Genomic DNA, 25,858 nt, shown 5'->3' on the forward strand with positions numbered 1-25,858 from the left:
CAAGCCGCTCGCTAGATTTGTCCGGTGCCGTACCTCACCCTGAAGACCCGCGTCGAGCACGAGACCGAAGCGCGCCGCTCGCGGTTCCTCTGCGCGATGGCGCCGGTCGCGACGGTCGAGGAAGCCGCCGCGTTCATCGCCGAACGGCGCGCCCTGCACGCCTCGGCCACCCACAACTGCACCGCCTACGCGGTCGGCGGCGCGCAGAAGGGCGACGACGACGGCGAGCCCGGCGGCACCGCGGGCACGCCGATGGTGCAGGCCCTGACCGGACGCGGCTTCGACCACGTGGTCGCCGTCGTGACCCGCTACTTCGGCGGCATCCTGCTCGGCGCGGGCGGCCTCGTGCGCGCCTACGGCTCCGCCGTGACCGAGACGCTCGACCACGCCGAGGCCGAGCACGCGGTGGCGCGCATGGTGCCGGCCCGGCTGATGAGCGTGTCGGTCGCGCACGACCAGGCCGGGCGCGTCGAGAACGACCTGCGCGCCTCACGCCACCCGGTCCGCGACGTCTCCTACGGCTCCCGCGTCGAGTTCGCCGTGGCCGTCGGGGAGGACGAGGTGGCGGGCTTCACCGACTGGGTGGCCACGCTGACGGCCGGCCGCGCCCGGGTCACCCCCGGCACGGCCATCCACGTGCCGGACCGCACGGGACAGACCGGCTGACAGAACAGAACAGCTACGGGGGTGAGGAACCGCCGGACAGCCGTTGGCGCTGAGAAGGATCTTGATCGCAGTAGCGTTTACGAGCCGTCAGATCCCGCTCGATGACCCGCACGCCCTGGCCCTGGCCAAGACCTCTCCAGCAGCTCGCCCACGAAGGAACCCGCTGCTTTGGCCTGGGAGGAACTGACCGACAAGGAGCGGAAGGACTCCGCTGCCTGCAACTACCTGGAGTCGTCAACGGCGGCACAAGCGGTCTCCAGCCACAGCAGATCAAGATGTGGACGAAGATCAGCAATGTCAAGACATACAACGTGCTCGGCAACGTCACCACGGGAGACGACGACGAGCTGCTGAAACTGGAGGTCAAGCCGACCGCCGACAGCGGCTCCACCTGTCGGATGACGTCCGGTTCCAGTCGCCAGGCGAGCCTCACCGGCTGGAAGGCGGATGGCGACGACGAGTTCCTCTTCACCGTGCAGGACACCGATGGCGACAAGGCCGACAAGTGCACGCTGCGCCCGACCATGGTCGATGTGGACGACCAATGGACGTACAGGCCGATGTACCTGTGGAGCCAGGTCGCCTACGACCAGAAGGGGCAGATTCTCGGCAAGACCACTGGCGGCGGTGACCCCAGCGGCAACGATCCCAACGAGAAGCCCTACACCCCGCATGTCCGCTGCGACTGGTACCGCGTGAGCAACGCGGATCCCGAAGGGGAAGGCACGGCCGCGGTCGCGGCAGCCCCTACGGCCGGCGTGCACACCGGCGCCTGCATCCTGCCCCTCGCGAAGCGGATCTTCATCATGTCGAAGAGCAAGGATGCAAGTTACCTCCAGGTCATCCAGCACATCGAGAAGGCGCTGAAGCAGGACGGCAGCACCACCGACAACAAACTCACGGTTCCGCCACTGCGTAACAACGAAGCCCAGAACCCTCCGGTCAAGGGTGTTCTCGGTTCAGAGAAGACCAAGGTCATCCCCGGGAACTGGGCGGCGCCTTTCGGTACCGACCCTGACGTCGTGGAAGCAGGGGATCCTCTCGTCAGGGGCCCGGCAGGCGAGACCCAGAAGAAGAACCGGCCCGTATTCCTCAGGTCCTTCACGGTCAGCGGGACCAGCTACTCCAACTACTGCAGGTACTACTTCCCCGAGAGGTTCGTGGATCCCCTGAAGAAGGCACTGGACCCGAACGGTGAGATCCAGTGTGACGAATACCCCTTCGCCTCTACCTTGCAAGGCGCGTTCTACGCCAAGGGGAACTACTCCCTCCTCGCTGTCGGGAAGGCCCATAACACCGGAAGGGGGAGTCATGGAGCCGCGCTGGGCAGCTTCTACACCCGCAACCGGGTGATCTCCAAGACCCCGTTCTGGGTCTGGATAGTCCCCTGATCTCCGTGTGACAAGATCGGGATGATCGTCTGATAGGCATTCGGGGTGGCGGCCAGTCCGGCCCCACTCCGAAGTGCTGTCCACTCACAGAGGAAGGGCCGGATGGCTGACATCAGGCACATCACGCCGGAACACGATCAACATGAGCTGCTGGCGGCGCATGGGTTCGCCGACGCTTTCTGGGCTCTGTGGGTGGAACGGAGCAACCTTGAGGAGATCGCCGACCTGCTTCGGCTCGATCCCCGGACACGGCGTGACGCGACCCTGGGAGAGGAGGCGCGATCGATGACCGACCCATCCGTTCCGCTGGACGAGAAGAACAGCCTGTGGCTGGGCCGGCACGACTCCGGCTGGTCGGTCGTGGTCAGCCCCTTGGGGGTGCGCGCGGCGCTCCTGCCACTCAGCGCCGACGATCGACAAACGCTTGAGGTCAGCTGGCTTCAGGAGATCGACGGCCTCTATCCGCTGTACTTCCATGCCAAGGGAGGGGAGGTTTCAGAGGAGATCGAGCCCTTCTGGAATGGGCGGCTGCAGGCGGGCTCTGTTTTCGAGCGATACGTTCATGGATTGGCGCGGAACTATGGCGATGATGAAAGCGATGGTCCGCTGGCCAACGCTTTTCTCACCATCGTGGGGCGTATGATGGGCCGCTTCATCGACGAGGAGTGGTTTCACAGCCCTGGCCGGGTCTATGACCATCCGTCGATTTGAGGTCGCATCGACCCCCTACGGGTGGGCGCCCGGCCTGCCGACGACCCTGGCCGTCAGGTGCGCGGTCCATGCCACCGGGATGCCCGCCCTGACCTTGTGCGTCGCGCCGCCGGGAAGGGCGAAGGTCCGATCGGCGGCCGTCTCGCCGTACGTCCCCAGGAACCGGTGGTCCTGCGCGCTCACGATGATCTCGGAGCGCTCATGCGCACCCGTGTAGACGAACGCGACGCCGTGCCGCCCCGCCGCGTCGATCTGCGTCCTGCTGGACCACGACTCCCTCGATCAGAGGCAGCGCCCGGAACAACGCGGCCAGCACATCGGCGATCAGCGGCTGGGCGCTCAGCGACGCGGAGATCGTCAGGAAGATCCGCTCCTGTCGCGTCACGTGGACCTCGTCGAACTCCGAGGCGGGGCCGCGTCGATCCTGGCGATCATCTGCTCGGGGGTGACCGGCGCGGCGGCCAGGTCCGCGCTCGTGATGCCGGGACCGGCCGGATGGATGACGAGCGTGGCCCGTCCGTCGTCCAGCGCGGTCTGCTTGCCGTCCAGGCTGTGCCAGGTCTCGAGGGTGATCCGCTGGTCGCGATCCACCTCGGGCTCCGGCTCCTGGCGGAGCGGCGCGATCGTGTTCTTGACGTAGAGCCACTGGCCCGGTGATGGCCTGATCCTGTACGGGTCGGTCTCGGCGCTCCTCACCGCCTTGGCGCCGAGATCTCGTACACCGGCGACCGGGATCACGGCGGGTTGTTCGCCGCCGCGTACCACGAGAGAGCTCACGCTGACGGCCAGCGCGACCGCCGCCGGCCAGCGCCAGCCGCCAGGCCAGACGCGGCCGCCACCGCGCCGGGGCCGGCGGCGGGCGGCCGGTTCGCGCATGGCCTGCTGCAGCGTGCCGCGGGCCGCCTCCTTGGCCGCGTCGGTGATCACCGAGTGGCCTTCATGAACTGTCCGAACTCATCCGTCATGCGTCCACTCTCGTCTGATAGCCGGTGCCGAGGGCCGCGCGCGCCTGCTTGCGGGCGCGGTGCAGGCGTGAGCGCACGGTCCCGATCGGGATGCCGAGCGCCTCGGTGTACAGGGAATCGCAGGGCGTGCCCGACACCACCATCTGCCCGATCCCCGCCACCTGGTCATTTACTGCGTTAAGCCAGGTCAGATCCTTTTTGTAACCGTAATACTTAGGCGAGGGACCGGCGTTGATCGTCTTGACCGGGACGACGAACCGCAGCCCGTCCACCGACGCCAACAAGCCGCCGCCCCACGCCGCGACGATCGGCACCTTGCCCTGGTGCTCGATCAGGATCGCGGTGGCCGCGGCGTGCGTCTCGGCGCGCGCACGTAGTTCTGATCCACGTGCGAGAGCCGGCCACGGGTCAGCGCCTCATCCCCAGCCTTGAGCACCGGCGTCAGTCCGACGTTGCACGCCTCGCTGATCAGCAGTGCCACCAGCGATCTCGGCAGGTCGTTCATTCGGGTGGAGATGTCGGCCAGGTGCACGTAGGCGTCCAGGAACCCGGTCCAGGCGTGCACCTCCAGCAGCAGTTCCGGCAGGTCGATGCGGGGCAGCATGGCCTGGCAGGCGGACCGTAGCCAGGCCAGCGACTCGCTCTCGCCGAGCGCGCCGAGTTTCTCCACCGACAGCCGGGCCCGACCGCCGCCGGCTGGGGTCACCACCGAGACCAGCGCGTCCTCGCCCGCCTCCTCCAGCCGGGCGGCCGTCTGCTTCCAGGCCGCGTCCAGGGCCATGATCTTGCCGTTCAGATGCTTCTGGACGGGGTCGGTGCGCGACAGGGAGGCCAGCACGTCCTCGGTGATTGCCTCCCACTGCGTCCCGGCCAGCAGATGTGCGCGCGGGTCGGCCCAGCGCAGCGACGGCGAGGCGAACACATCCCTGATCGTCAGGGCCCGCAGCAGGTGCTCCAGCACGCACACCACGTACGCGTCCCGATCCACCGCGCCCTGCGGCAGGTCCGGGTTGGCATACACCGGCCGCTTCCACGACGCGGTTACCAGCGCGGCGTCGATCTCCTTGGGCAGCAGCGGCTTCTTGCTGACCTGCCGTCGCGACAACTCCGGCAGTTGGCGCACCGCGGCCGGCACCCGCCGCCCGCCCGGCGCCGCGGCCAGCGCCTTGGACTCGCCCAGCAGCCGCAGGAACGGGCGCACGGTGTGGTACTTCTCCACCAGCGCGGCGCGTATCGCCGCCTCGGTCGCGCCGTCCCCCTCGGGGACCAGGTCCTCCACCACGTCCAGCGCGGCGCGGACCTGTTCCTTACTGGTGCCGGCGATCTCGGCCACCGCGGTCCACATCGCTGCCACATCGAGGTCGGCACCCTCGTGGTCGATCAGGTCGAGCTGGTCGATCAGGACGCGGCCGGCCTTGGCCACCTGCTTGGAGGCCCGCTCCAGCCGGGTAGCATTCGCAGGCGTTCGTCGGCGGATTTGCGGCGGGCCGGGCTGATCAGCCTGGTGGCCATCAGCAGTGCGAACAGATCGAGGGCGTCGTCGATCGCCTGGGCCTCCAGGCTCCGGGTGACCGCCAGCAGCGTCGCTGTCCGGCGCGCGGCTCGACCAGCCGGTCCAGGGCCGGTGCCTTGCTGCCCGCCCCGTGCTTGGACAGGGTCTTCATCCGCCGCACCGGAACCTTCGACACCGCAACCCGGTCCAGCCCGAAGGCGGCCAGGTTGTCCACCCGCTGCAGCGCCCGCACCATCTCCGTCCCTGACGTGCGCTTGGGCACCTGCCGCAGCTTCTCCAACTCTGAGATGCGCGATCCCTCCGGAACCACCAGCAGGTCCGACAACGCGGCCGGCAGGCCCGCATCAGCGCGGGCCACCTGCTTGGCCACCACGGTGTACATGCGGATGTCGGCCCGTTCCCGCACGCTGCCCACCAGCCGTTCCAGCACGGTCACCCCCGGCAGCAGCACCCGATGCCGCCGCAGCCACGCCACCGACTGCTCGAACGGTGCTACCGGCCCCTCGGCGTGCGTCCACCCCGGCCGTGCAGGAAGGTCCGGAACTGGCGCATCAGCTGCCGCTCGTCCCAGCTGCTGGTGTCATCGAAGGTGTGGTAACCGTAGGTGTCCCGGATCATCCACGCGTGCTCGTGCGTCGTCTTGGGCCGCTCGGCGTACTTCTTGACCTGTGACGCGTCACCGATCCCCAGTTGCTGGGCCAGGTAGTCCACGACCGGCCAGGGCACCGCCAGCGGATCCTCCAGGAACAACCCCTTGTACCGCACGGTCCCGATCTGGACGGCGACGCCCAGTCGGTGAGAATCGGCCCTCGACTGCGCGATCACATTCCGGTCGAAGCTGTCGTGGAAGAAGAACTTCTCCAGGTCTGACAGCGACGGCACCTCGACGAGCGAGGCGTAGGCAACCCGCTGCTCGGCAGACAGAAATCCCGCAGGCATAGCCCGCACGGTAGGGCCATATCAGTCGCGATCAACTCATAGTGATTGACGCCTTACAAGTGAGGATCTTTCGGTCCTAAGTGTGTCTTGATCCTTCTCAGCGCCAACGGCTGTCCGCCGGTTCCTCGACCCCGAGCTAGCCCTCCAGCGCGTACTGCATGACGCGGAACTTGGCCTGCGCCTCGGCCAGCTCGGCCGCCGGGTCGGAGTCGCCCATGATGCCGCCGCCCGCGAACAGCCTGGCCTGGCGGCCCTCCACGATGCCCGAGCGCAGCGCGATGCCCCACTCGCCGTCTCCGTGGGCGTCGATCCAGCCCACCGGGCCCGCGTAACCGGCCCGGTCCATGCCCTCGAGCTCGCGGATCACCCGGATCGCGGTGCGCGTCGGGGTGCCGCCGACCGCCGCCGTCGGATGCATCGCGGCGACCACGTCGAGCACCGACGCCCCGTCGGCCAGTCGCCCGCTCACGTGGCTGGCCAGGTGCTGCACGTTCGGCAGCACCATCAGCTCCGGCTCGTCGGGCGTGCGCAGCGACGAGCACAGCGGCGCCAGCGTCTGGCGGACCGAGGCGATCGCGCACTCGTGCTCGTGCCGGTCCTTGGCCGAGGCCAGCAGCGCCCTTCCGCGCGCCAGGTCGTCGGCCGGTCCGGTGCCGCGCGGCGTCGTGCCCGCCAGCACCAGCGACTCGATCTCCTGCCCGGTGCGCCGGATCAGCAGCTCCGGCGTCGCCCCGACCAGCCCCGCGACCGAGAACGTGTAGCACTCCGGGTAGCGGCGGGCCAGCCGGATCAGCAGCAGCCGCACGTCGATCGGGTGCTCGGCGGTCGCCAGCAGGTCGCGGGCCAGCACCACCTTCTCCAGCTCGCCGTCGCGGATGCGCCGCGCCGCCCGCGCCACCACGTGCTCCCATTCGGGGGCGGTCAGGCTGCCGTCGCCGTAGCTGATGCGGCCCGGGTCGGCCAGCGGCGTGAACGTCTCCAGCGGCGGGTCGTCGCCGATCGTCGTCAGCCACGCCTGCCCGCCCTTGCGGGCCAGGACCGCCTGCGGCACGACCAGCGTGGAGCCCGGCGCGTTCTCGTCGAAGGTGAAGGTGCCGAAGGCGACCGGGCCGCTGCCCGGCGTCCGCACCGCGTCGTCGACGGTGGCGCCGGCGAAGACGGCCGACAGCCAGCGGCGCGCCCAGGTGAACCGGCCGGGGCCGGGCGGCACCTCGGCACGGGCGGCCTCGCCCCAGCCGACGAGCCCTTCGCCGTGCCTCACCCAGGCGTACGGGGCGGTCCTGGGGAGGGACGCCAGCAGGTTACCGGGGTCGCGGACAGGGGTGGTGCGAACCGGTAGCGGGCGGGTTGTTCCGAGCGCGACACTCACTCGACACACTCTATGCGGGAACTGAACACGTTCGACTCGGACCCCCGTGAATGCGTCGTTACGGCCACAACCCGCAAAGAGGGGCACCCAGAGCCGGCGTCGCACGTCAAGCCGCGATATGAACTCGGTCCCGACACGGCAGTCCTCACCCCGACGCCGGGACGGGCCCGTGACCTGCTCTCTACCTTGGCCGCATGATCGGTCGCCTGGGGCCCGCCGTGGCCGCCCTCGCCGTCCTGGCCGCCTCCGGCCCCGTGCACGCCGCCGCCGCGGCGGAGCCGGTGCCCCACGTGATGGCGGCGCTCGGCGACTCCATCTCGTCGGGCTTCAACAGCTGCGGCTGGTACGTCTCCTGCGCCTCCCGATCCTGGTCGGCCGGCGACCACGCCGCCGTCGACAGCCACTACACCCGGCTGCTGCGCCTCGGCCCCGGCCTCAAGGGGCACAACCGCAACTTCGCCGTGCCCGGCTCGACCAGCGCGGACCTGATGGGCCAGGTGCGCCAGGCGATCGAGGCCAAGGCCGACTACGTCACCGTGCTCATCGGCGCCCAGGACGCCTGCAAGCGCACCGAGCGGGAGATGACCTCCGTCTCCGTCTACCGAAGCCGCATCGACGCCGCCCTGGCCGCGCTTCGGGCCGGCGTGCCGCAGGCGCGGGTGTTCCTCGCGAGCATCCCCGACCTGCGCAGGCTCTGGCAGGTCGGCAAGGACAACCCGCTGGCGCGCACGTTCTGGACCGTCGGGCGGATCTGCCAGACGATGCTGGCCCGCCCCGCCTCCGCCAAGAAGGCCGACGCCGACCGGCGGGCCCGCGTGCGCGAGCGCGTCATCGCCTACAACCGCGAGGCCGCGCGGGCGTGCGCGCTGATGGGGCCCTCGTGCCGGACCGACGGCGGCGCGGTCTTCTCCTACCCGTTCACGATCGGCCACCTGAGCAAGTGGGACTACTTCCACCCGAACGCCACCGGCCAGCGGGCGCTGGCCGAGCGCACGTTCACGCGCGGCTTCGACTGGCTGGACCCGGCGTCAACGACACTGCCGTAGCATCGCCGCCTTGTCGGCCCGCGTCACCGGCAGGTCGTACTTGACGGCCACCTGCGCGAACCGCGTCACGTACGCGCAGCGCACCTGCCGCCGGGGCGGCAGCCAGCTCGCCGGGCCGGAGGCGTCCTTGGCCTCGTTCGCGCTGCCCTTGACCGGCAGCAGGTTGAGCGGGTCCTGGGCGAAGGCCACCCGCTTGCCCATCGGCCAGCGCCGCGCGCCCATCCGCCAGCCGTAGGCGAGCGGGACCACATGGTCCACCTGCACCTCGTCGGCGTCGCGCTTGCTCCAGTCGATGCGCTGGCCGGTGTAGGGGTCGACGAGGTCCATGGCGACGACCTCGCAGTCGGAGCCCGCGCGGTAGCGGATATTGTGGCCGTCGCGGGCCAGCAGGTCGTCGCGGGTGCGGCAGCCGTTGCGCGCGTAGGGGACACCGGAGGCGGTGTCGGCCCAGTTGCCGCCGTAACGGGTGCGGCGGTAGCCGGAGCTGGAGCCGCGCGCCGCGACGCGGACCCGCTCGATCACGCGCCGGGCGGCCGCCCTGTCCCCGGCGGAGGTGATCGGCGCCAGGCCGGGCCGGGTGCCGCTGACGTTGCCCAGCGGGCTCGTGGCGGTCGCCGGCGGGGCCGACCCGGCGCCGTTGACGGCCGCGGCGACGAGAATGGCCCCTGCGAGGATGGCGACGGCGTCCTTCGTGCTCAAGCACGCCTCCGTGGTGATCGGCTTCTCTAGAGAGGTTCCCGGGCCCGGCTGATCTGACACGGTGACCGTTCAGGGAGGAATGTGTGGCCGAACGGCCGATTGATCCGGATGTGGACCTGCGGGTGCCCGGCCAGCGCGCCGAGGTGGGCTGGGCGGTGCTCGCCGCCATCGCCGCCGGAGGCGCGCTCGGCGCCCTTGCCCGCCACGGCGCGCAGACCCTGCTCCCCGCCGCGCCCGGCGCCTTCCCGTGGGCGACGTTCCTGGTGAACGTCTCGGGCTGCGCGCTGATCGGCGTCCTCATGGTGACCATCACCGAGGTACGCCGCGCGCACCGGCTGGTCCGGCCGTTCCTCGGCGTCGGGGTGCTCGGCGGCTTCACCACGTTCTCCACCTACGTCGTGGAGGCGCGCCGGGTCGTCGCCGACGGCGCCCCGCTGGTCGGCGTCCTCTACCTGGCGGGCACCCTGGCCGCCGCCCTCGCGGCGGTGTGGGCCGGGATGCGCCTGACCCGGTGGGCGGCCTCGTGACGGTCCTGCTCGTCGTGCTCGGCGCCGCCGTCGGGGCGCCGCTGCGCTACCTCGCCGACCGGGCCGTCCAGTCCCGTCACGGCGGCACGTTCCCCTGGGGGACGCTCGCCGTCAACGTCGCCGGATCCGCCGTGCTCGGCTTCCTCACCGCCCTGCCCGCCGGCCCCGCCTGGACCGCGTTCGCCGCCACCGGCTTCTGCGGGGCACTCACCACGTACTCCACGCTCGGGTACGAGACCGTGCGGCTGGCCGAGGAGGGCGCGAGCCGCAAGGCCGCCGCCAACGTGCTGGCCAGTGTCGCCGCCGGTCTCCTGGCCGCCGCCGGCGGAGCGGCCCTGGCCCACGCCGTGCTGTAGGCCCGCGCCCGGCGTGGCCGGGCACGACGCTCGCCACGATCCCCGTCGTGCCCGGCCCGACCAGGGCGCACTTCCCCTGCCACGGCGGTGATCCGTGACAGGGGGCGACCGGGCGCGGGGCCCCCGTGCCCGCGCCCACGCCCTTTAGAGCACGCCGCCCCGCTTTTGATACGGGGGCTTTTCTAACGGATGTGTATCGACGGGGGAGTCGTCATCGGCCGGGGCGGGGGAGCGGGTCGGCGGTGGTGTTCACGGCCGACGGGTTCCTGCCGTCCCGGTCAACGCGACCACCCGCGCCATCATCGCCGCCCTCGTCCGGGACGGGCGCGTCCGCCGGGCCTTCCTCGGCCTGGTCACCTCGCCCGCCCCGCTGCCGGAGCCGCTGCGCCGGAGCACCGGGCAGGACAGCGCGCTGCGGGTGGTCGAGGTGATCCCCGGCTCACCGGCACGCCGAGCCGGTGGAGCTCACCGGTTCCGGGCTTTGAGCGCGGCCCGTTCGCGGCGCGCCAGCAGGTCGTCCAGCAGCGCGTCCCACTGCTGCCCGACCGCGTCGATGTCGTAGGCCCGGACCGTCTCCAGCCCGCCGGCGGCCAGGCGGCGGCGCAGCGGCTCGTCCTCGATCACCCGGTTGATGGCGGCGGCCAGGTTGGCGTTGGTGCGCGGCTTGACCATGACCGCGTCGACCTCGTCGGTCAGCATCTCCTTCGGCCCGTGCGGGCTGTTGAAGCTGACGATCGCCAGGCCCTTGGTCATCGCCTCCAGGAGCGTCATCGAGAAGCCCTCGTGCCGCGAGCTCATCACGTAGATCGACGCCTTCTCCAGCTCCGCGCCGACGTCGGCGGTGGGGCCGGGCAGCACGACCTTGCCCTCCAGTCCCGCCTCGGCGATCTGCTCGCGCAGCTTGGGCTCCTGCGGGCCGGCGCCCAGGATGCGCAGCTGCCAGTCGGGATGCGCCTCGGCCACCTGCTCCCAGGCGGTGATGAGCCGGTGGAAGCCCTTGATGCGGGTCATCCGGCCGATCGCGATCGCCACCTTGGCGTCCAGCTTGGCCAGGTCGCCGGCCATCGGCGGCACGCCGTTCGGGATGCGGGCGAGCTTGGGGCCCTTGGGCAGGGCCTCGCGGTAGTCGCGCTGGTCGGCCTTGGTCAGCGAGACGAGCGCGTCCAGCCGCCGGTAGCGCCACTTGATGAGCTTCTGCACCGATTCGGGCTGGGTGCGCAGCGCCACGTGCTCCTGGCCGATCGTGATCACGCTGGGCAGCGCGAGCTGGGCGACGGCCAGGTTCAGGCCCGGCCGGGTGGCCATCAGCACGCCGCTGTCGAGGGAGCGGATGAAGCGCGCGAGCTTGAGGTCGGTCCAGAGGTTGAAGCGGTGGTAGGCGCTCTCCTCCTCGGGGATGAGCTTGCTGGGCCGCTTCGACAGCAGCGTGCGCACCGGGTCGGGCCCGGGGTTCAGCCGGTCGTCCAGATACGTTAAACGCACCCGCGGGTCGATGGGGAAGAACGGCTCCTCGGCCTCGCGCAGGATGCTGACGATCTCCACCTCGTGCCGTTCGGCCAGGTAGCCCGCCAGGTTGAACACGGTCTTGATGGTGCCGCCCATCCCGTTGGCGTGCAGCAGGAGGATCCTGATGCGCCGGGTGGACGGCGGTGGCGCATGCCGTGCCTTGCGCTGGTTGTAGCCCCGATACAGGCGGGCCATCGCCGATTTGCCTTTACGCGCCAGTCCGCGCACCTGTAGAACCCCCGATCAGCCGACAATACGGTCAAACGCGAGGCCGGCGGCGAGAGCGGATCTCACCACCGGCAGCGTGTCGAGCGAGTGGTCTGCACCGTCCATCCCCGTGGCGCTATCCACTTCTATGATCTTTAGACGCCATAGGGGGTATTAAGGTTGCATCCGCGGTCTATGCGATGGATCAGGAGTGTGCACCGGCCCCTTCTCCAGCAGGTCGAGCGCCACTTCGATCGCCTTCTCCAGCTGCCGGTCCACGCCCGCCGCGTAGTCCTGCGGGGTGATGTCCACCTCGATGTCCGGGTCGGTGCCGTAGTTCTCCACCTGCCAGCCCACGTCGTCGAAGGCGAAGGAGAACTCCGGCTGCGTCGTCACCGTCCCGTCGGCCAGCGTGTGCCGCGGCCAGATGCCGATCACCCCGCCCCACGTCCGCTTGCCCACCAGCGGGCCGAGCCCGAGCAGCTTGAAGGTGTGGCTGAAGATGTCGCCGTCGGAGCCCGCCCACTCGTTCGTGATCGCCACCAGCGGGCCGCGCGGCGACTCCGGCGGGTACGGCTCGGGGTCGCCCCAGCGCGGGTAGTCGTAGCCCAGGCGGCGCCGGGCCAGCTTCTCCAGCAGCAGCGCCGACACGTTCCCGCCGCCGTTGAAGCGCACGTCCACGATCAGCGCGTGCCGGTCGTACTCGGCCAGGAACCCCCGGTGGAACTCGGCGAACCCGGCCCGCCCCATGTCCGGCACGTGCAGGTAGCCGATCCGGCCGCCGGAACGCTGGTGGCAGCGCGCCCGGTTGAGGTTCACCCAGTCGCGGTAGCGGGCCGGCCGCTCGTCGGCGATCGCCCGCACCGTCACCGCGAACACCCGCTCGCCGCGCCGCAGCGTCAGCTCCACCTCCTCCCCGGCCTGGTTCACCAGCCGCTCGTTCGGGGTGGCCGCCGCGCCGATCGGCGCCCCGTTGATCGCCAGCACCGCGTCGCCGGGCCGCACGTCCAGGCCGAGCCGGTTCAGCGGCGAGGTCGCGCGCGGGTCCCACGGGTCGCCGGTGACGATCGCGCGGATGTGGTAGACGCCGTCATGGTGCTCCCAGTCGACGCCCAGCTTGCCCTGGCTGTAGTCGGGTCCGGGCCGGTACTCGCCGCCGCTCTCGTAGGCGTGGCTGGTGGCCAGCTCGCCGTGCAGCTCCCACAGCAGGTCGGAGAACTCGCCCCGGGTCGTCACCCGCTCCACCAGCGGCCGGTAGCGGTCGTACACGGCCGGCCAGTCGACGCCCGCCATGTCCTCGGTCCAGAAGTGCTCGCGCTGCAGCCGCCACGCCTCGCGGAACATCTGCCGCCACTCCGCCTCCGGGCACACCGACACCCTGATCCGCGACAGGTCGATCCAGCCGCTCTCGCGCCCCGGCGTGTCGTCGTCGCCCGGCTGCTCGCCCGCCTTCACCACCCGCAGCCGCTCGCCCGTCGTGCGGTAGAGCAGCGTGCGGTGGTCGCGGCCCAGCTCGAAGTCCGCCACCCCCTCGGCGAACGTCTCGGCCTCTCCCTTGGCGAAGTCGTACAGCAGCAGCGTGCTGTCGCCCTGGAGCGGGCCGGCGAGCACGAGCGCCTTGCCCTTGAGCCCGGCCACCCGCTCGTAGCGGCCCTCCGGCAGCGGGAACGCGGTGACGCGCCGCGCCAGCCCGTCCTCGTCGACCCGCACCGGCTCCGGCTCGGCGTCCTCGTCGTCCTTGGCGTGCAGCGGCCTCGGCTCCGGCACGAACGGGTCGGCCGCGTCCGCGCGCAGCGCCACCGCGTACGGGCGGGTGCCCAGCGGGAAGCACAGGTCGAACTGGAGCTGGTCGTAGGCGGGGGAGAAGACCCGCTGGCCGATGAAGTACAGGTAGCGGCCCTCGGGGTCGAAGCTCGGCCGCGAGTCGCGCAGCAGCGGCTCGGTGGCCGTCACCGTGCGGGCCGTGCCGGGGTGGTACAGCTTGATCGCGGTGGTCTGCGCGTTGAGCGGCCCGGCGTACGCGAGCCACTCGCCGTCGTGCGACCACGCCGGATCCTCGGGCGCGCCGTGCGGGTTGGCCTCCACCAGCACGGTACGGCCCGCCGCCAGGTCCACCAGGTACAGCTCGTGCCGGTGGTTGGTGACGGCCACCCGGTCATGGGCCGGGTCGGGAGCCAGCGCGGTGATCCGCCCCAGCCGCGCCACCGGCCGCGCGCCCCCGCCGCCCGTCCGGTCGCTGCCGTGCAGGACGACCAGCTCCTCCTCGTCGCCGTCACCGCTGGCCGCGGCGATCAGGCGGCTGCCGTCGTTCAGCCAGGTGAGGAACCGGTAGCGGACCCCGTCCGGCTCCCCGTATTGCCGCACCGGCCCCTCCCAGCCCGCCATCCCGTACGCCTTGCCGCGCGCGGTGACGGCCAGCGCGCTGCCGTCGGGGCTGAGCGTGGCGTGGTCGAGGTAGTCGGCGGCGTCGACGAAGCGGCGGTTGCGCTGCGTGCGCGTGCTGGCCAGCGACACCCGCAGCCGGCGCGGCTCCTCGCCCGGGTCCAGCAGGTACAGGTCGGCGCCCGCGTGGTAGACGAGCCGGTGCCCGTCGCTCGACAGGTTGCGCGCGTAGTAGCCGTCGTGGTGGGTGTGCTTGCGCAGGTCGTCGCCGCCGGGCGTGCACGAGTAGACGTTGCCGACGCCCTCGTGGTCGGACAGGAAGCACACCCGCTCGCCGCTCCAGCAGGGCGAGGCCAGGTTGCCCGGCAGCCGGATGAGCCGCCGGAACTCGCCGTCGCCCTCGCGGTCGATCCACAGGTCGCCCACCGTGCCGCCCCGGTAGCGCTTCCACCGCGCCGGATCGGCCGTGTTCCGGCCCAGCACGATCATGCCGCCCGGTCCGTGGGCGATCGAGTTCGCCGGACCGTACGGCAGCCTCTCCGGCACCCCGCCCGGCTCCACCCGGTGCAGCCACTTGCGCCCCTCGAACGGCTGCCCCTGGTCGCTGGCGTACAGGATGCGCCCCTCGGGATCCCACCCGGTCACCGTGCAGCGCGCCCCGTGGAACGTCACCCGCCGCGCCGCCCCGCCGCCGGTCGGCAGCACGTACACCTCCTCGGGCCCCTCCTCCCGCCCCACGAACGCGACCTGGTCGCCGCGCGGCGAGATGCGCGGATACCCGGCCTCGGCCACGCCCGCCGTCAGCCGGAACGCCCGGCCGCCCTCGGCCGACACCATCCACAGGTCGTCCTCGGCGGCGAACACCACGACGTCCCGCAGCACCGCGGGGAAGCGCAGATATCCGGACATGAGGCCCTCCCCAACAGCCGATCAGGCAGCCGGAACCCCGGCTGCCTGATCACGTCACCGCGTCACGCCTCTTCGGGGCGCGTGGTGGCTTCCTTCTTCGTCTCCTTGGCCTGGCGATTCGCCTTGATCGCCTGCTTCTTGCCCTTGCCGGACTTCGCGCTGGGTTTCTTCTTCGTGTCAGCCATGGTGTTTCCCCCCTGTACGGACAGGAGCGCCGGATTGGCGCAACCAATGGCGTTACTACCCATCTATCGCCATAATCCGACATACCACTATTTCGACACCCTTTCAGGCGGCTATCGCCCACCGGCGATCAGTCCAGGGTGGCGGCGAGCCGTTCGAGGAGGGCGGCGAGCCGGTCGCGCTCGTCCGGGGTGAGCCCGGCCAGGAGCCTGCGCTGGTTGTCCAGGTGGGCGGCCATGAGCTCGCCGGTCAGCGCCACGCCCTCGGCGGTGAGCGTGATCAGCCGGCCGCGCGAGTCGCCCTCGGCCACGCTCCGGCTGACCAGGCCGCGCGCCTCCAGCCGGTCGACCCGCTTGGTGATCGCGCCGGTGGTGACCAGGACCGTGCGGCTGAGCTCGCCCGCCGACAGCGTGTAGGGCTCGCCGGCGCGCCGGAGCGCGGCGAGCATGTCGAAGTCGCCGTTGCCCAGCCCGGCGGCGGCGAAGGGCGGCCGCAGGCGCTGGTCGAGCGCGTCGGTGAGCCGGAAGAGGCGGCCGATGACGAGCATCGGGGCGGTGTCGAGGTCCGGCCGTTCGCGTTTCCACTGCTCGACCATGGCGGCGATGGCGTCTGGCTGCATGGCTTCCATTATAGCTTCCGTGGAAGATAAAATGTCTTCCATGGAAGATTCTTCGGCCGTCGTGCCCGTCGTCTGCTACTTCGACCCCGCCTGCCCCTTCGCCTGGGTCACCTCCCGCTGGCTCCTGGAGGTCGAACGCCTCCGGCCGATCGACCTGACCTTCCGGATCATGAGCCTGTCCGTGCTCAACGAGCACCGCGAGCTCGAACCCTGGTACCGGGAGTTCAACGACCGCGCCTGGGGGCCCGCCCGCGTGTGCGCCGCCGCCGAGGCCGGGCACGGCACCGCGATCCTGCGCGACCTCTACACCGCGCTCGGCGAGCGCATCCACCGCGCGGGCGACAAGGACTACCCCGCGGTCATCGCCGCCGCCCTCGACGAGCTGGGCCTGCCCGCGTCGCTGGCCGGCGCCGCCACCGGCGACCGGTTCGACGCCGCCCTGCGCGCCAGTCACCAGGCCGCCCAGGACGCCGTCGGCGAGGAGGCCGGCACGCCCGTCGTCACCGTGGACGGCGCCGCGTTCTTCGGCCCCGTCCTCACCGCCGCCCCCACGGGCGAGACGGCCGCCCGGCTGTTCGACGCCGTACGGACCCTGGCCGGCCTGCGCGCCTTCGCCGAGCTCAAGCGGGGACGCGGTGCGCTCGACCTCGCCTGAGCGCGGCGCGCCGCGCAGGCTCATCGCCGCGAGCCTGGCCGGGTCGATAGGCGACGGCATCTACGTGCCGCTCACCCTGCTGTTCATCCACTCGCTCACCGGCCTGTCGCTGACCGCGATCGGCGCCGGGCTGACCGTCGCCGGGCTGTGCGCGCTGGCGTTCATGCCGGTCGTGGGCGTCCTCATCGACCGGGCCGGCGCCCGGCGCGTGGTGATCGGCGCGCTGGTCCTGCGGGCCGCCGGGTTCGCCGCCTACCCGTTCGCCGGCGGCTACCCGGCGTTCCTGGCGGTCGCGCTGGTCGTCGCCGTCGGCATGTGGGCCTCCTCGCCCGGCCAGCACGCGCTCATCGGCGAGCTCGCCGAAGGCGCCGAACGCGACCGGCTGCTCGCCTGGGACCGCAGCCTGCGCAACGGCGGCATGGGCTTCGGCAGCCTGGCCGCGGCGGGCCTGCTCGCCGTCAACGGCGACGCCGGGTACACCGCCGCCACCGTCGCCCTGGCCGCCGTCTTCGCCGTCGCCGCGGTGCTGGTCACCCGCATCCCGGCCGCCCGCCGGGGCGTCAGGCGTCCCGGGGAGGCGGGGGAGGGCTACCGCCGCGTCCTCGCCGACCGGCCCTACCTGCTGCTCACCGCCGCGAACTTCCTCATCGCCTTCGGCTACACCGCCCAGGCCATCGCCCTGCCGATCTTCCTCACCCGCGACGCCGGCCTCCCGGGCGCGCTGGCCGGGGTCGTGTTCGCGGTCAACACCGCGCTCGTCGCGCTGCTCGGCGTCCCGGCCGCCCGCCTGGCCCTGCGCGGCCGGCGCACCCGGGGAGCCGCGCTCGGCGCGCTCGTCTTCGCGATCTCCTTCGCCGCCTTCGCCGTCCTCCCGCAGGTCGCGGCCGGCACGTACGCGATCGTCGCCGTGCTGGCGGTCGCGGCCGTCTACACCGCCGGGGAGCTCGTCCACTCCGCGCCCGCGCAGAGCCTGTCGGTCCAGGCCGCCCCCGCGCACCTGCGCGGCCGGTACCTGTCGGTCTACCAGCTCTCCTGGTCGCTGTGCCGGACCGTCGCGCCCCTGCTGCTCGGGTTTCTGCTGGAGGCCGGCCCGTGGCTGCTGTGGGCCGTGCTCGCGGTGACGGTCCTGTCCGGCGCGGCCATCCTCCTGTACGCCGAACGCGGCCTCCCGGCCCACGCCGTCAGCCCTCGTGACGCCCTCGACCCGGACCCCCGCCCGGCTCCCGAACAGGTCCCGGCCTGACAGCCGGTCAGTGCTGGACCAGCCCGCCGACCGGGACGGGGGCGACGTGGCCGGTCGGCGGCACGGTCAGGGCCAGCGCGAGGCCCACGTCGACCAGCGACGACCGGCGCAGACCCACGACGTCGGCCACCGGGGTCCAGACCGACTCGGCGATCTCGCCGCCGGGCTCGGGCCGCAGCCGCCCGCCCGTGATCCGGACCCGGTAGAAGACGCCGACGTTGTGGTGCTCGACGCCCGCGCGGGCCTCGGCGGCGGGGATCACCCGGGAGTCCACGCCCAGCAGCCGCTCGGCCACCGCGTCGCAGCCGGTCTCCTCGGCGACCTCGCGGATCACCGCGTCGAACGGGTCCTCCCCGTGCTCGACCCGCCCGCCGGGCAGCGTCCACGCGGACCCGCCCTCGGGCGGCACGTGCCGGGCGAGCAGCACCCGCCCGTCCTCGACACACACGGCGTACGCCGCCAACCGGAAGCTGATGCCCCCCACCTCCACGTACTGATCTTCGCCGGGAACGGCCTGATCCTAAGGGCTCACAGGAGCGTCAGCTGCTCAGGGGCGGCCTGCGGGGCGGCCCCGCCTGGGGCCGGGCGGGGCGGGAGGCGGCGGGCCGTGGCCGGGGTGGCGCGGCCCACGCCGTGACGCTCGGCCAGGGCCCTGACCTGGGCCGTGACGCGCTCCTGGTAGGACCTGGGCGCGTAGGCGCCCCTGCCGTAGAGCTCCAGGTAGCGCGGGACGAGCCGAGGGTGCTCGCGCGACAGCCAGGCCAGCCACCACTCGCGCGCCCCCGGCCGCAGGTGCAGCACGATGGGCGCGATGTGGGTCGCGCCCGCCTCGGCGATCTCCCGGACCGTGCGGTCGAGCTGGGCGGGGGAGTCGGTGAGGTAGGGCAGGATCGGCGCCATCAGCACGCCGGTCGCGATGCCGTTGTCGTTGAGCGTGGCGCACGTCTCCAGGCGGCGCCGGGGCGAGGGGGTGCCGGGCTCGACCGCGCGCCACACGTCGGCGTCGACGAACCCCACCGACAGGTTGGCTCCCACCTCGGCGCGCTCGGCGGCCTCGGTGAGCAGGTCGAGGTCGCGCAGGATCAGCGTGCCCTTGGTCAGCACCGAGAACGGGTTGGCCGCGTCGCGCAGCGCCGACAGGATGCCGCGCATGAGCCGGTAGCGGCCCTCGGCGCGCTGGTAGCAGTCGACGTTGGTGCCCATCGCCACGTGCTGCCCCCGCCAGCGCGGCGAGGCCAGCTCCCTGCGGGCCAGCTCGGCCGCGTTGACCTTGACCACGATCTTCGAGTCGAAGTCGGCGCCCGCGTCGAGGTCGAGGTATTCGTGGGTCTTGCGGGCGAAGCAGTAGACGCACCGGTGGCCGCAACCCCGGTAGGGGTTGATCGTGAACTCGAACGGCACCCGGCTCGCCGCCGGGACCCGGTTGATGATCGAACGGGCCTGGATCTCGTAAAAGGTCATCCCCCGGAATCCGGGCGTGTCGAACGTGCGGGTGACCGCGCCGCGGGCGAACAGCGGCGCGGCCGGATCGTCCCGGCCGGAGTCGGCCAGGCGCAGGTTGTCCCAGCGCATGCCATGATTAGAACAAAGGTTCGACGGTGATCGCAAATGGAAAGAGGTCGCAATTACCTGGTCAGGGCGGGGCTAATGATCTTCATGGTTGGGCAGGAAACCCCGCACAGAGCTTGCGTTCCGGAGGTGCACCCATGGCCTGGTCGCAGGACGAGGAGCGGATGCTGGCCCAGATCGAGCAGCACCTCGTCGAGGACGATCCGCGACTCGTGGCACGGCTCGAGTCGTTCAACGAGCGGGTGCGTCGCAGAGAGGAGAGGTCCGGACGGACACCGGGGGCGCGCCGCAGGCCCCGCAGGTCGACCGTCATCATCCTGGTCAGCTGGCTGCTCATCGCCACGCTGGTCACCACGCTCCTGATCATGGTGCTGCGGCACGAGGCCGCCGGCGCGCTGGCGATGAGCGGCTCCGCGAGCCGTCCCGCCCCTGTTCCCGTGCCCGCCCAGGCCGCGCCGCCCGCCGCCGAAGCGCTCACGCTCACCGCCCGCCGCTGACCCGCGCCGCCGGACCCGGCCCGCCTGCGGTCCGCTCGTACGCTCTCAGCCCACCTCGACCGTCGGCTCGTGGTGCACCGGGAAGTTGACCGAGCTCGCGATGAAGCACGCCTTCTGCGCGTCCTCGTGCAGCCGGACGGCGGCCTCCACCATGTCGGGCGAGGCCACGGTGACGTGCGGGCGCAGCGTCGCCTCGGTGAAGTGCCCGCCGGTCGCGGTCTGCGTCATGGTGCCGGTGGCGTGGTCGGCGTACGCGGTGACGACGACGCCCGCGACGGCGCACACGTGCAGGTAGGACAGCAGGTGGCACTGGGAGAGCGCGCCCAGCAGGAGCTGCTCGGGGTTCCAGCGCGCGGGGTCGCCGCGGAAGGCCGGGTCCGAGCTGCCCGCGATGGGCGCCGGGCCGTCGGCGGTGAGCTCGTGCGCGCGGTCGTAGGCGCGGTAGCCGCTGGTGCCCGTCCCCAGGTTGCCGGTCCAGGTGACGGTGGTGGCGTAGGTGTGCAGGTGGGACATGGGTGCTCCTCGTGTCAGTGATCGGTGGGCGGGTCGCCGGCGCTGGCGCGGGTGTCGAGGACGTGCAGGCGGGCGACGCGGCCGGCCTCCTCGGCGTCGCCGCGCCGGATCGCCGCGAGCAGGTCGTCGTGCTGCGCGCTGACGTGCGCGTGGCGGGCCGGGGGCGCCAGCGAACGCAGGGTGGAGACGTGGATCTGGTCCCACACCCGGTCCAGCGTGTCGAGGGCGATGGCGTTGCCGGCCAGCTCGGCGACGCGGCGGTGGAAGCGCCGGTTGAGCGTGACCGCCTCCGCCAGGCGCCCGGCGCCGGTGGCCTCGGCGGTGGTGGCGGCCAGGTCGTCCAGGGCCGCCAGGTCGGCGGGGGCGATGCGGCCCTCGCGCTGCCTGCGGGCGGCGGTCTCGGCGGTCAGCGCCTCCAGCGCGGCCCGTACCTGATAGGCGTCCTCCAGGGCGGCCGGGTCGAGGGCGACCACGACCACGCCCCGGCCGGTGGGCCGCACCAGCCCGTGGGCCGCGAGCGCGCGCAGCGCCTCGCGGACGGGGGTGCGCGACATCTGGAGAGCGGCCGCGGCGTCCAGCTCCGTCAGGCGCGCGCCCGGCGGGTAGGTGCCGTCGAGGATCAGCTCGCGCAGCCGGCGATGTGCCACGTCGTTCTGCATGGCACCTGACCCTAAGCTATTGCATGCATTGCATGCAAACGACGGTGACGTTGTCCCGCCCGCCCTCGGCGAGCGCGTGACGGACCAGCCGGCGCGCGTCCTCCAGCGGGCCGCCGCCCGGCCCCAGCGCCTCCCGCAGCGACGCCGCGTCCGGCAGATATCGCCACAGCCCGTCCGTGCACAGCAGGAGGCGGCCCGGCCCGCGCGGCCGGTAGCCGCGCACGCGCGGCACGGGCTCGCCCGCGTCGGCGCCCAGCCAGGCGGTGATCACCTCGTCGCCGTCCACGTCGTCCTCGGTCAGCGCCATCGCCGTGCCCTCGTCGGGCAGCCAGTACGCCCTGCTGTCGCCCACCCACGCGCACCACACGCCCTGCGGCCCGGCGATCCCCGCCACGTACGTGCAGGCCGGGGCGGCCCGGACGGACGACGCCAGCGCCGCCACCGCGCGCCCGGCGCGGACTGCGGAGGCCGCCAGCGCCTCCTCCGGCAGCAGCGGCACGGCCAGCAGGGAGGCCAGCGCCGCGACGCCCGTCTCGGCGGCGACCCGGGCGGCCCGCTCCGCTCTCGGCGACATCGACACCCCGTCGCACACCACCCCCGCCGTCCACGGGCCCGGCGTGGCCAGCGCCATCGCGTCGGCGTTCACCTCACGCCGCAGGCCGCGGTCGCTCACCCCGGCCGCGCCCGGACCGGCGGTGATCTCCAGGTGCGCGCGGAAGGCCGGCTGCGCGGCGCCGCAGTGCCAGCAGTGCCCGTCGGGGGCCACCGTGCCGCCGCACCGGACGCACTCCGTGATCTCCGTCATGCCGCCAGGATTCCACCGGAGATCCACCGGGCGCGCGGCGCCCGTACGGGACGCGGACGCGCGTCCGGCGGCGCCGCGAGCGGACCGACTACCGGGTCACCCGCCCCGGAGGGCGCGCGGTCACACGGACGGGAGGGCGCGCAGGAAGTCGGCGGCGATCGGGGCCGCGACCTTGCCGCCGCCTCCGCCGCCCTCGACCACCACCGCGAACGCCACGTCCTCGGTGAAGCCGATGAACCAGGCGTGCGAGTCGAGCTTCGGCCCGCTGCCGTACTCGGCGGTGCCCGTCTTGCCGCGGGTGCCCGACGGCAGCCCGGCCGACTTCGCGGTGCCCTTGGTGACGACGGCCGCCATCATGCCGTGCAGCGCCTCGGTGACGCCGCCGGGCAGCTTGCGGGCCTCGGCCTTCTGCTTCAGCTCGGGGACCAGCGTCGGCGGGCGCCAGGTGCCGTCGGCGATCGCGGCGGCCACCGACGCCATCGACAGCGGGCTGGCCGTGATCCGGCCCTGGCCGAACGACTCGGCGGCCAGCTCCGCATCGGACTCGGCGCGGGGGAAGCTCGCCTTCGTGGCCGGCACGCCGATCGACAGCGGCTGGTTGAAGCCCACCAGCTCGGCGGTCTGGAGCAGCTTGTCCGCCCCCAGCCGCTCCTCGGCCAGCGGCGCGAACGTCGTGTTGCACGAGTGGGCGAAGGAGTCGGAGAACGACAGCGACCCGAACTCCGCCTTCTCCGAGTTGCGGATCCGCAGCCCGCCGACGGTCACGTACTTGGGGCACGTCACGGTGTCGCGCGGCGACAGCCCGTCGGCGAGCAGCCCGATGGCGGTGACGGCCTTGAACGTCGAGCCGGGCGCGTAGCGGCCGTCGAGCGCCCGGTTGAAGCCGCCCCGGTTGTTGACCACGGCCAGGATCTCACCCGAGCCGGGCTCGATCGCCACCATCGAGGCGGGCTTGTCCACGTCCTTGACGGCGGTGACGGCGGCGGCCTGCACGCCGGGGTCGAGCGTGGTGCGCAGCGGCTCGCCGTCGGTGCCCTCGATCTTCTCCAGGGTCTTGCCGCCCGCCTGGATCTCCGTCGTCGGCGTGCCGGCCAGCCGCTCCTGGAACGCCTGCTGGAGCCCGCCCCGGCCGACCGCCTGGCCCACCTTGTAGGCGGAGCCGAGCTTGGCCACGTCCTTCTTGGTCGCCTTGTCCAGGTAGCCGACGAGCTGCTGGACCGAGCCGCCCACGTCGCCGCCGTCGATGCGGCCGCCGCCCGCGTCGGTGATCGCCGCGCGCTCCGGCCACGACGTCTTGAGCGCGAACGTCGCGCCCGGCGTCAGCTGCGGGTGCAGGGCGGCGGGCGTCCAGTCGACCTTCCAGTGGCGGTCGGCGACCTTCAGCGCGAGCTCGCCCTCGTACGTCCACTCCCCGGCGTTCTTCAGCCGGTGGGTGGCGGTGTAGGGGACGGTGGCGCGGCCGTCGCGCTCGCGCGGGGCGCCCACCTGGATCGTCGAGGACTCCACGCCGAGCCCCTGCCGGAACTGGTCGTAGACGCCGAGCTCCCGCGGCGCCGCCAGCTCGGCGCTCATCCGGGCCCGGTCGCCCGCCTGCCACGCCGCGGCGAAGCGCTGCGCGGTCTCGGCGGGCGTGCCGCGGGTGTGCAGCAGGTAGTAGGCGCCCCCGCCGGCGGCTCCCAGCGCCAGCACGGTGGCGCCGGACACGATCGCGATGGTGCGGCCACGCGCCACGGGTCAGCCCCCTCCGGTTCCGATGGCCGCCTTGTGGCTGGCCGCGTAGGTCGGCACGTACTCCTGGCCGGACAGCTCCTGGATGGCCGCCATGATCTCGTCGGTGACGCGGCGGCGGTCCTGGGCCCTGGTGTGGTCGCCGGTGAACGTCATCGGCGCGCCGATCGCGATGCCGATCCTGGCCGGGCGCGGCACCTTGGCGCCGAGCGGCAGCACCTTCTCGGTGCCGCTGAGCGCCACGGGCAGCACCGGCGCGCCCGTCTTCAGCGCCAGCCACGCCACGCCGATCTTCCCCCGGTAGAGGCGGCCGTCGGGGGAGCGGGTGCCCTCCGGGTGGATGCCGAACAGCTCACCGCGCTCCAGCAGCGCCGCGGCGGCGTCGAGCATGTCCTGGGCCGCGTGCGCGCTCTCCCGGTCGGTCGGCAGGCTCCCGCCGAGCCGCATGAACCAGCCGGCGACCGGGTTGCCGGAGAAATACTCGTTCTTGGCCGCGAACGTGACGTGCCGGGGCAGCAGCGCGGGCAGCAGGAACGAGTCGAGCACCGAGAGATGGTTGGCGGCCAGGATCGCCGGTCCGCTCCGCGGCACGTGCGCGGCGCCCGAGATGTACGGACGGCACATCGCGTGAGCGAGGGGCGCGGCGGCGAACTTGACCACTTGATATAGCAACGGGCTCTCCTGGACGATCGTCGGCTCGGCCACCCACCATAAGGCAGGCGCCCCGTCCGGGGACGGGGCGCCTGGGAAGCTGTTAAGGCCGATGTGGCGGTCGCCTCCTCGGCGAGGTGCACAACACGGCTCCAGCCGAACGGTATTCCGTGAAGGCGGTAATTTGCGGCCCGGGGGACACAGACCACATCGGCCTTCCGATGCTAACGGACATCCGGCGGCCCGTATTCCACCGGGCCCAAAGAGCGGGTCATCTTCTGGTCCGCAGCGACCGGCCGGCGCCAAGGACGCCCAGCTCACAGCCCCCCACCCAACTCCCGCGAATCACCGCGAATTCCCCTCGGCCCGCCGCTCTCAGGTGCGGAGGGTGCTGGCGTCCTCGCCGGCCGCGTAGTTGCCCTTGGAGCGCGTGAGGTCGTCGCTCTGCCTGCCCATCGCGTCGGAGAGCAGGTCCAGCGCGGTCCCGATGGCCGCCATCCGCTCGCCCCTGGCCTGCCAGTAGGCGTCGCCGTACTCGTCGGCGCCGAGCGCGACCCGCACGGCCTTCGTGACCGGCTCGTAGCGGACGGCCACGTCCCGCACGGCCTCCTCCATGTCGCCCACGCCTCTGGCCAGGCCGCGCAGGTGGCTCTTGCCGTAGGCCATGCCCTCGAGCGTCATGACGGGCAGGATAGCGAGATCAGGTGCGGGTCCAGTGCGGCTGGGCGACGTCGAGGACGCGGGTCTCCCGGCCGCGCAGCGCCACCTCGGCGAACTGCCACAGGATGGCCCCGGTCGGCGCGTGCACGACGATCGACGGCCCGAGCGGCATCTGCAGCAGCCCGTCGCGCCAGCGCGGCACGCCCGGCGCGAGGAAGCGCTCCAGCGGCACGGCGTGCACGGAGGCGACCTCGCGCGGGTCGGCGACCGGCTGCTGCGCGCCGCCGAACGCCACCACCGGCGTGATCACGAACCCGGAGTCGGTGACGAAGTCGTCGAGCAGCCCGGCCACCTCCACCCCGGTCACCGCCGTCTCCTCGGCCAGCTCGCGCAGCGCCGCCTCCACCGGCCGCTCGCCGTCGTCGAGCCGGCCGCCCGGCAGCGCCCACTGGCCGGGGTTGCGCCCGTGCGGGGCCCGCCTGATGAGGATCGTGTACGGCTCGCGCGCGGAGTCCTCCAGCACGCACACGGTCACGGCGGCGCGGCGGATGCCCGCGGCGGGCGGCACCTCCCGCCTGGGGAAGCGGCCGAGCCGGGCGGTGATCAGCTCACGCAGGGCGTCGATCGGGTGCAGCACACCGGCAGGATCTCACGCCGGCAGCAGCAGGTAGCCGAGAACCATGCCGGCGGCCGTCGCGACGGCGGCCGTGACCGCCGCCCACCTGCCGAGCCGCTCGCCCTGGCTGTGCCCCACCAGGCCCAGCACGATCCCGGCCGGGCCGAACAGGATCGGGACGAACACCAGCGCGACCGCCGCGCACCCGAACCCGGCGATCGACAGAACCTGCGTGGTCCGCAGCGGGTCGTCCATGGCCGCTCCTCGGAGGGAC

At 72.5% G+C, this 25,858-nt stretch carries 28 protein-coding genes and 1 pseudogene; 9 read left to right on the forward strand and 20 right to left on the reverse strand.

Translation table 11 applies throughout. The features are described 5' to 3' along the window. Positions 1–24: 24 nt before the first annotated feature. The 3 genes from ACBI99_RS27140 (at position 25) to ACBI99_RS27150 (ending at position 2,768) form a co-directional block, all read left to right on the forward strand. Positions 25–666 carry an IMPACT family protein gene (locus tag ACBI99_RS27140; RefSeq protein WP_375073796.1) on the forward strand — a complete coding sequence of 214 codons (642 nt, stop codon included), beginning with the start codon at positions 25–27 and terminating at the stop codon, positions 664–666. A 275-nt stretch (positions 667–941) separates the two neighbouring features. Continuing rightward, positions 942–2,057 (forward strand): hypothetical protein, encoded by a 1,116-nt coding sequence (locus tag ACBI99_RS27145; protein ID WP_375073797.1) that lies wholly within the window; start codon positions 942–944, stop codon positions 2,055–2,057. A 102-nt stretch (positions 2,058–2,159) separates the two neighbouring features. After that, positions 2,160–2,768, forward strand: a complete 609-nt coding sequence (locus tag ACBI99_RS27150) for a hypothetical protein (protein WP_375073798.1) — start codon at positions 2,160–2,162, stop codon at positions 2,766–2,768. Between the two features lie 15 nt (positions 2,769–2,783). Here the strand turns inward: ACBI99_RS27150 and ACBI99_RS27155 are convergent, their stop codons facing one another. From ACBI99_RS27155 to ACBI99_RS27175, 5 genes and pseudogenes are all read right to left on the reverse strand, one after another. After that, positions 2,784–2,951 carry a hypothetical protein gene (locus tag ACBI99_RS27155; protein WP_375073799.1) on the reverse strand — a complete coding sequence of 56 codons (168 nt, stop codon included), beginning with the start codon at positions 2,949–2,951 and terminating at the stop codon, positions 2,784–2,786. Positions 2,952–2,967: 16 nt separating this feature from the next. Continuing rightward, entirely contained in the window at positions 2,968–3,153 is a 186-nt protein-coding gene (locus tag ACBI99_RS27160; RefSeq protein ID WP_375073800.1) for a hypothetical protein, read from the reverse strand. After that, positions 3,150–3,695: a hypothetical protein gene (locus tag ACBI99_RS27165; RefSeq protein WP_375073801.1), complete on the reverse strand. Its 546-nt coding sequence runs from the start codon at positions 3,693–3,695 to the stop codon at positions 3,150–3,152. The genes ACBI99_RS27160 and ACBI99_RS27165 overlap by 4 nt, the downstream gene beginning before the upstream one ends. A 145-nt stretch (positions 3,696–3,840) precedes the next feature. After that, a pseudogene (locus ACBI99_RS27170) lies at positions 3,841–6,185 on the reverse strand (Tn3 family transposase); the annotation flags it as partial. Positions 6,186–6,321: 136 nt separating this feature from the next. After that, on the reverse strand, positions 6,322–7,554 hold the full coding sequence (locus ACBI99_RS27175) for an isochorismate synthase (RefSeq protein WP_364178929.1): 1,233 nt from the start codon (positions 7,552–7,554) through the stop codon (positions 6,322–6,324). A 194-nt stretch (positions 7,555–7,748) separates the two neighbouring features. Here ACBI99_RS27175 and ACBI99_RS27180 point away from each other — a divergent pair, with 194 nt between their 5' ends. Next, positions 7,749–8,600, forward strand: coding sequence for a GDSL-type esterase/lipase family protein (locus ACBI99_RS27180; protein WP_364178927.1), 852 nt, complete (start codon positions 7,749–7,751; stop codon positions 8,598–8,600). Here the strand turns inward: ACBI99_RS27180 and ACBI99_RS27185 are convergent. Next, entirely contained in the window at positions 8,583–9,299 is a 717-nt protein-coding gene (locus tag ACBI99_RS27185; RefSeq protein ID WP_375073802.1) for an HNH endonuclease family protein, read from the reverse strand. The two genes, ACBI99_RS27180 and ACBI99_RS27185, sit on opposite strands and share 18 nt — an antisense overlap. An 83-nt stretch (positions 9,300–9,382) precedes the next feature. Between ACBI99_RS27185 and ACBI99_RS27190 the strand changes: the two genes are divergently transcribed. Further along, positions 9,383–9,826: a CrcB family protein gene (locus ACBI99_RS27190; RefSeq protein WP_219508079.1), complete on the forward strand. Its 444-nt coding sequence runs from the start codon at positions 9,383–9,385 to the stop codon at positions 9,824–9,826. Continuing rightward, positions 9,823–10,182, forward strand: a complete 360-nt coding sequence (crcB, locus tag ACBI99_RS27195) for a fluoride efflux transporter CrcB (protein WP_219508080.1) — start codon at positions 9,823–9,825, stop codon at positions 10,180–10,182. Before ACBI99_RS27190 ends, crcB begins: the two co-directional genes overlap by 4 nt. 465 nt (positions 10,183–10,647) lie before the next feature. Here crcB and ACBI99_RS27200 read toward each other — a convergent pair whose 3' ends face one another. The 4 genes from ACBI99_RS27200 to ACBI99_RS27215 all read right to left on the reverse strand — a co-directional run bounded on the left by ACBI99_RS27200 (position 10,648) and on the right by ACBI99_RS27215 (position 15,988). Further along, complete coding sequence (locus ACBI99_RS27200; protein ID WP_246645465.1) at positions 10,648–11,883, reverse strand: glycosyltransferase family 4 protein; 1,236 nt, start codon at positions 11,881–11,883, stop codon at positions 10,648–10,650. A 186-nt stretch (positions 11,884–12,069) separates the two neighbouring features. After that, a complete protein-coding gene (locus tag ACBI99_RS27205) occupies positions 12,070–15,186 on the reverse strand; it encodes a S41 family peptidase (RefSeq protein ID WP_219508082.1) in 3,117 nt (1,038 codons plus the stop codon). A gap of 62 nt (positions 15,187–15,248) precedes the next feature. Further along, on the reverse strand, positions 15,249–15,371 hold the full coding sequence (locus ACBI99_RS27210; RefSeq protein WP_281427120.1) for a hypothetical protein: 123 nt from the start codon (positions 15,369–15,371) through the stop codon (positions 15,249–15,251). 128 nt (positions 15,372–15,499) lie between these two features. Then, on the reverse strand, positions 15,500–15,988 hold the full coding sequence (locus ACBI99_RS27215) for a MarR family winged helix-turn-helix transcriptional regulator (protein WP_375073803.1): 489 nt from the start codon (positions 15,986–15,988) through the stop codon (positions 15,500–15,502). A 40-nt stretch (positions 15,989–16,028) separates the two neighbouring features. Here ACBI99_RS27215 and ACBI99_RS27220 point away from each other — a divergent pair, with 40 nt between their 5' ends. Both ACBI99_RS27220 and ACBI99_RS27225 read left to right on the forward strand, forming a co-directional pair. Beyond that, positions 16,029–16,643, forward strand: coding sequence for a disulfide bond formation protein DsbA (locus tag ACBI99_RS27220; protein ID WP_219508084.1), 615 nt, complete (start codon positions 16,029–16,031; stop codon positions 16,641–16,643). After that, a complete protein-coding gene (locus ACBI99_RS27225) occupies positions 16,624–17,886 on the forward strand; it encodes an MFS transporter (protein WP_375073804.1) in 1,263 nt (420 codons plus the stop codon). Before ACBI99_RS27220 ends, ACBI99_RS27225 begins: the two co-directional genes overlap by 20 nt. A gap of 7 nt (positions 17,887–17,893) precedes the next feature. On the opposite strand, the gene ACBI99_RS27230 is transcribed toward ACBI99_RS27225, so the two are convergent. Next, complete coding sequence (locus ACBI99_RS27230) at positions 17,894–18,376, reverse strand: NUDIX hydrolase (RefSeq protein WP_375073805.1); 483 nt, start codon at positions 18,374–18,376, stop codon at positions 17,894–17,896. Between the two features lie 38 nt (positions 18,377–18,414). Further along, a complete protein-coding gene (locus tag ACBI99_RS27235) occupies positions 18,415–19,458 on the reverse strand; it encodes an Rv2578c family radical SAM protein (RefSeq protein ID WP_219508086.1) in 1,044 nt (347 codons plus the stop codon). A 134-nt stretch (positions 19,459–19,592) separates the two neighbouring features. On the opposite strand from ACBI99_RS27235, the gene ACBI99_RS27240 reads away from it, so the two are divergent. Further along, the gene (locus tag ACBI99_RS27240) at positions 19,593–19,952 is read left to right on the forward strand and encodes a DUF3040 domain-containing protein (protein WP_375073806.1); all 360 of its coding nucleotides are present in this window, start codon (positions 19,593–19,595) and stop codon (positions 19,950–19,952) included. A 45-nt stretch (positions 19,953–19,997) separates the two neighbouring features. On the opposite strand, the gene ACBI99_RS27245 is transcribed toward ACBI99_RS27240, so the two are convergent. From ACBI99_RS27245 to ACBI99_RS27280, 8 genes are all read right to left on the reverse strand, one after another. Then, positions 19,998–20,465: an OsmC family protein gene (locus ACBI99_RS27245; RefSeq protein WP_357593412.1), complete on the reverse strand. Its 468-nt coding sequence runs from the start codon at positions 20,463–20,465 to the stop codon at positions 19,998–20,000. A 14-nt stretch (positions 20,466–20,479) separates the two neighbouring features. Beyond that, positions 20,480–21,124 (reverse strand): GntR family transcriptional regulator, encoded by a 645-nt coding sequence (locus tag ACBI99_RS27250; protein WP_219508089.1) that lies wholly within the window; start codon positions 21,122–21,124, stop codon positions 20,480–20,482. 16 nt (positions 21,125–21,140) lie between these two features. After that, a complete protein-coding gene (locus tag ACBI99_RS27255; protein ID WP_219508090.1) occupies positions 21,141–21,929 on the reverse strand; it encodes a PP2C family serine/threonine-protein phosphatase in 789 nt (262 codons plus the stop codon). A 120-nt stretch (positions 21,930–22,049) separates the two neighbouring features. Then, complete coding sequence (locus ACBI99_RS27260) at positions 22,050–23,633, reverse strand: penicillin-binding transpeptidase domain-containing protein (protein ID WP_375073807.1); 1,584 nt, start codon at positions 23,631–23,633, stop codon at positions 22,050–22,052. 30 nt (positions 23,634–23,663) lie between these two features. Continuing rightward, on the reverse strand, positions 23,664–24,362 hold the full coding sequence (locus tag ACBI99_RS27265; protein ID WP_308125890.1) for a lysophospholipid acyltransferase family protein: 699 nt from the start codon (positions 24,360–24,362) through the stop codon (positions 23,664–23,666). A 321-nt stretch (positions 24,363–24,683) separates the two neighbouring features. Further along, complete coding sequence (locus ACBI99_RS27270; RefSeq protein WP_375073808.1) at positions 24,684–24,989, reverse strand: hypothetical protein; 306 nt, start codon at positions 24,987–24,989, stop codon at positions 24,684–24,686. A gap of 19 nt (positions 24,990–25,008) precedes the next feature. Then, positions 25,009–25,605: an NUDIX hydrolase gene (locus tag ACBI99_RS27275; RefSeq protein ID WP_375073809.1), complete on the reverse strand. Its 597-nt coding sequence runs from the start codon at positions 25,603–25,605 to the stop codon at positions 25,009–25,011. Positions 25,606–25,617: 12 nt separating this feature from the next. Continuing rightward, the gene (locus ACBI99_RS27280; RefSeq protein ID WP_357593419.1) at positions 25,618–25,839 is read right to left on the reverse strand and encodes a hypothetical protein; all 222 of its coding nucleotides are present in this window, start codon (positions 25,837–25,839) and stop codon (positions 25,618–25,620) included. Positions 25,840–25,858: the final 19 nt, after the last annotated feature.

The organism is Nonomuraea sp. ATR24 (genome assembly GCF_041950485.1).
Lineage (GTDB): Bacteria > Actinomycetota > Actinomycetes > Streptosporangiales > Streptosporangiaceae > Nonomuraea > Nonomuraea ceibae.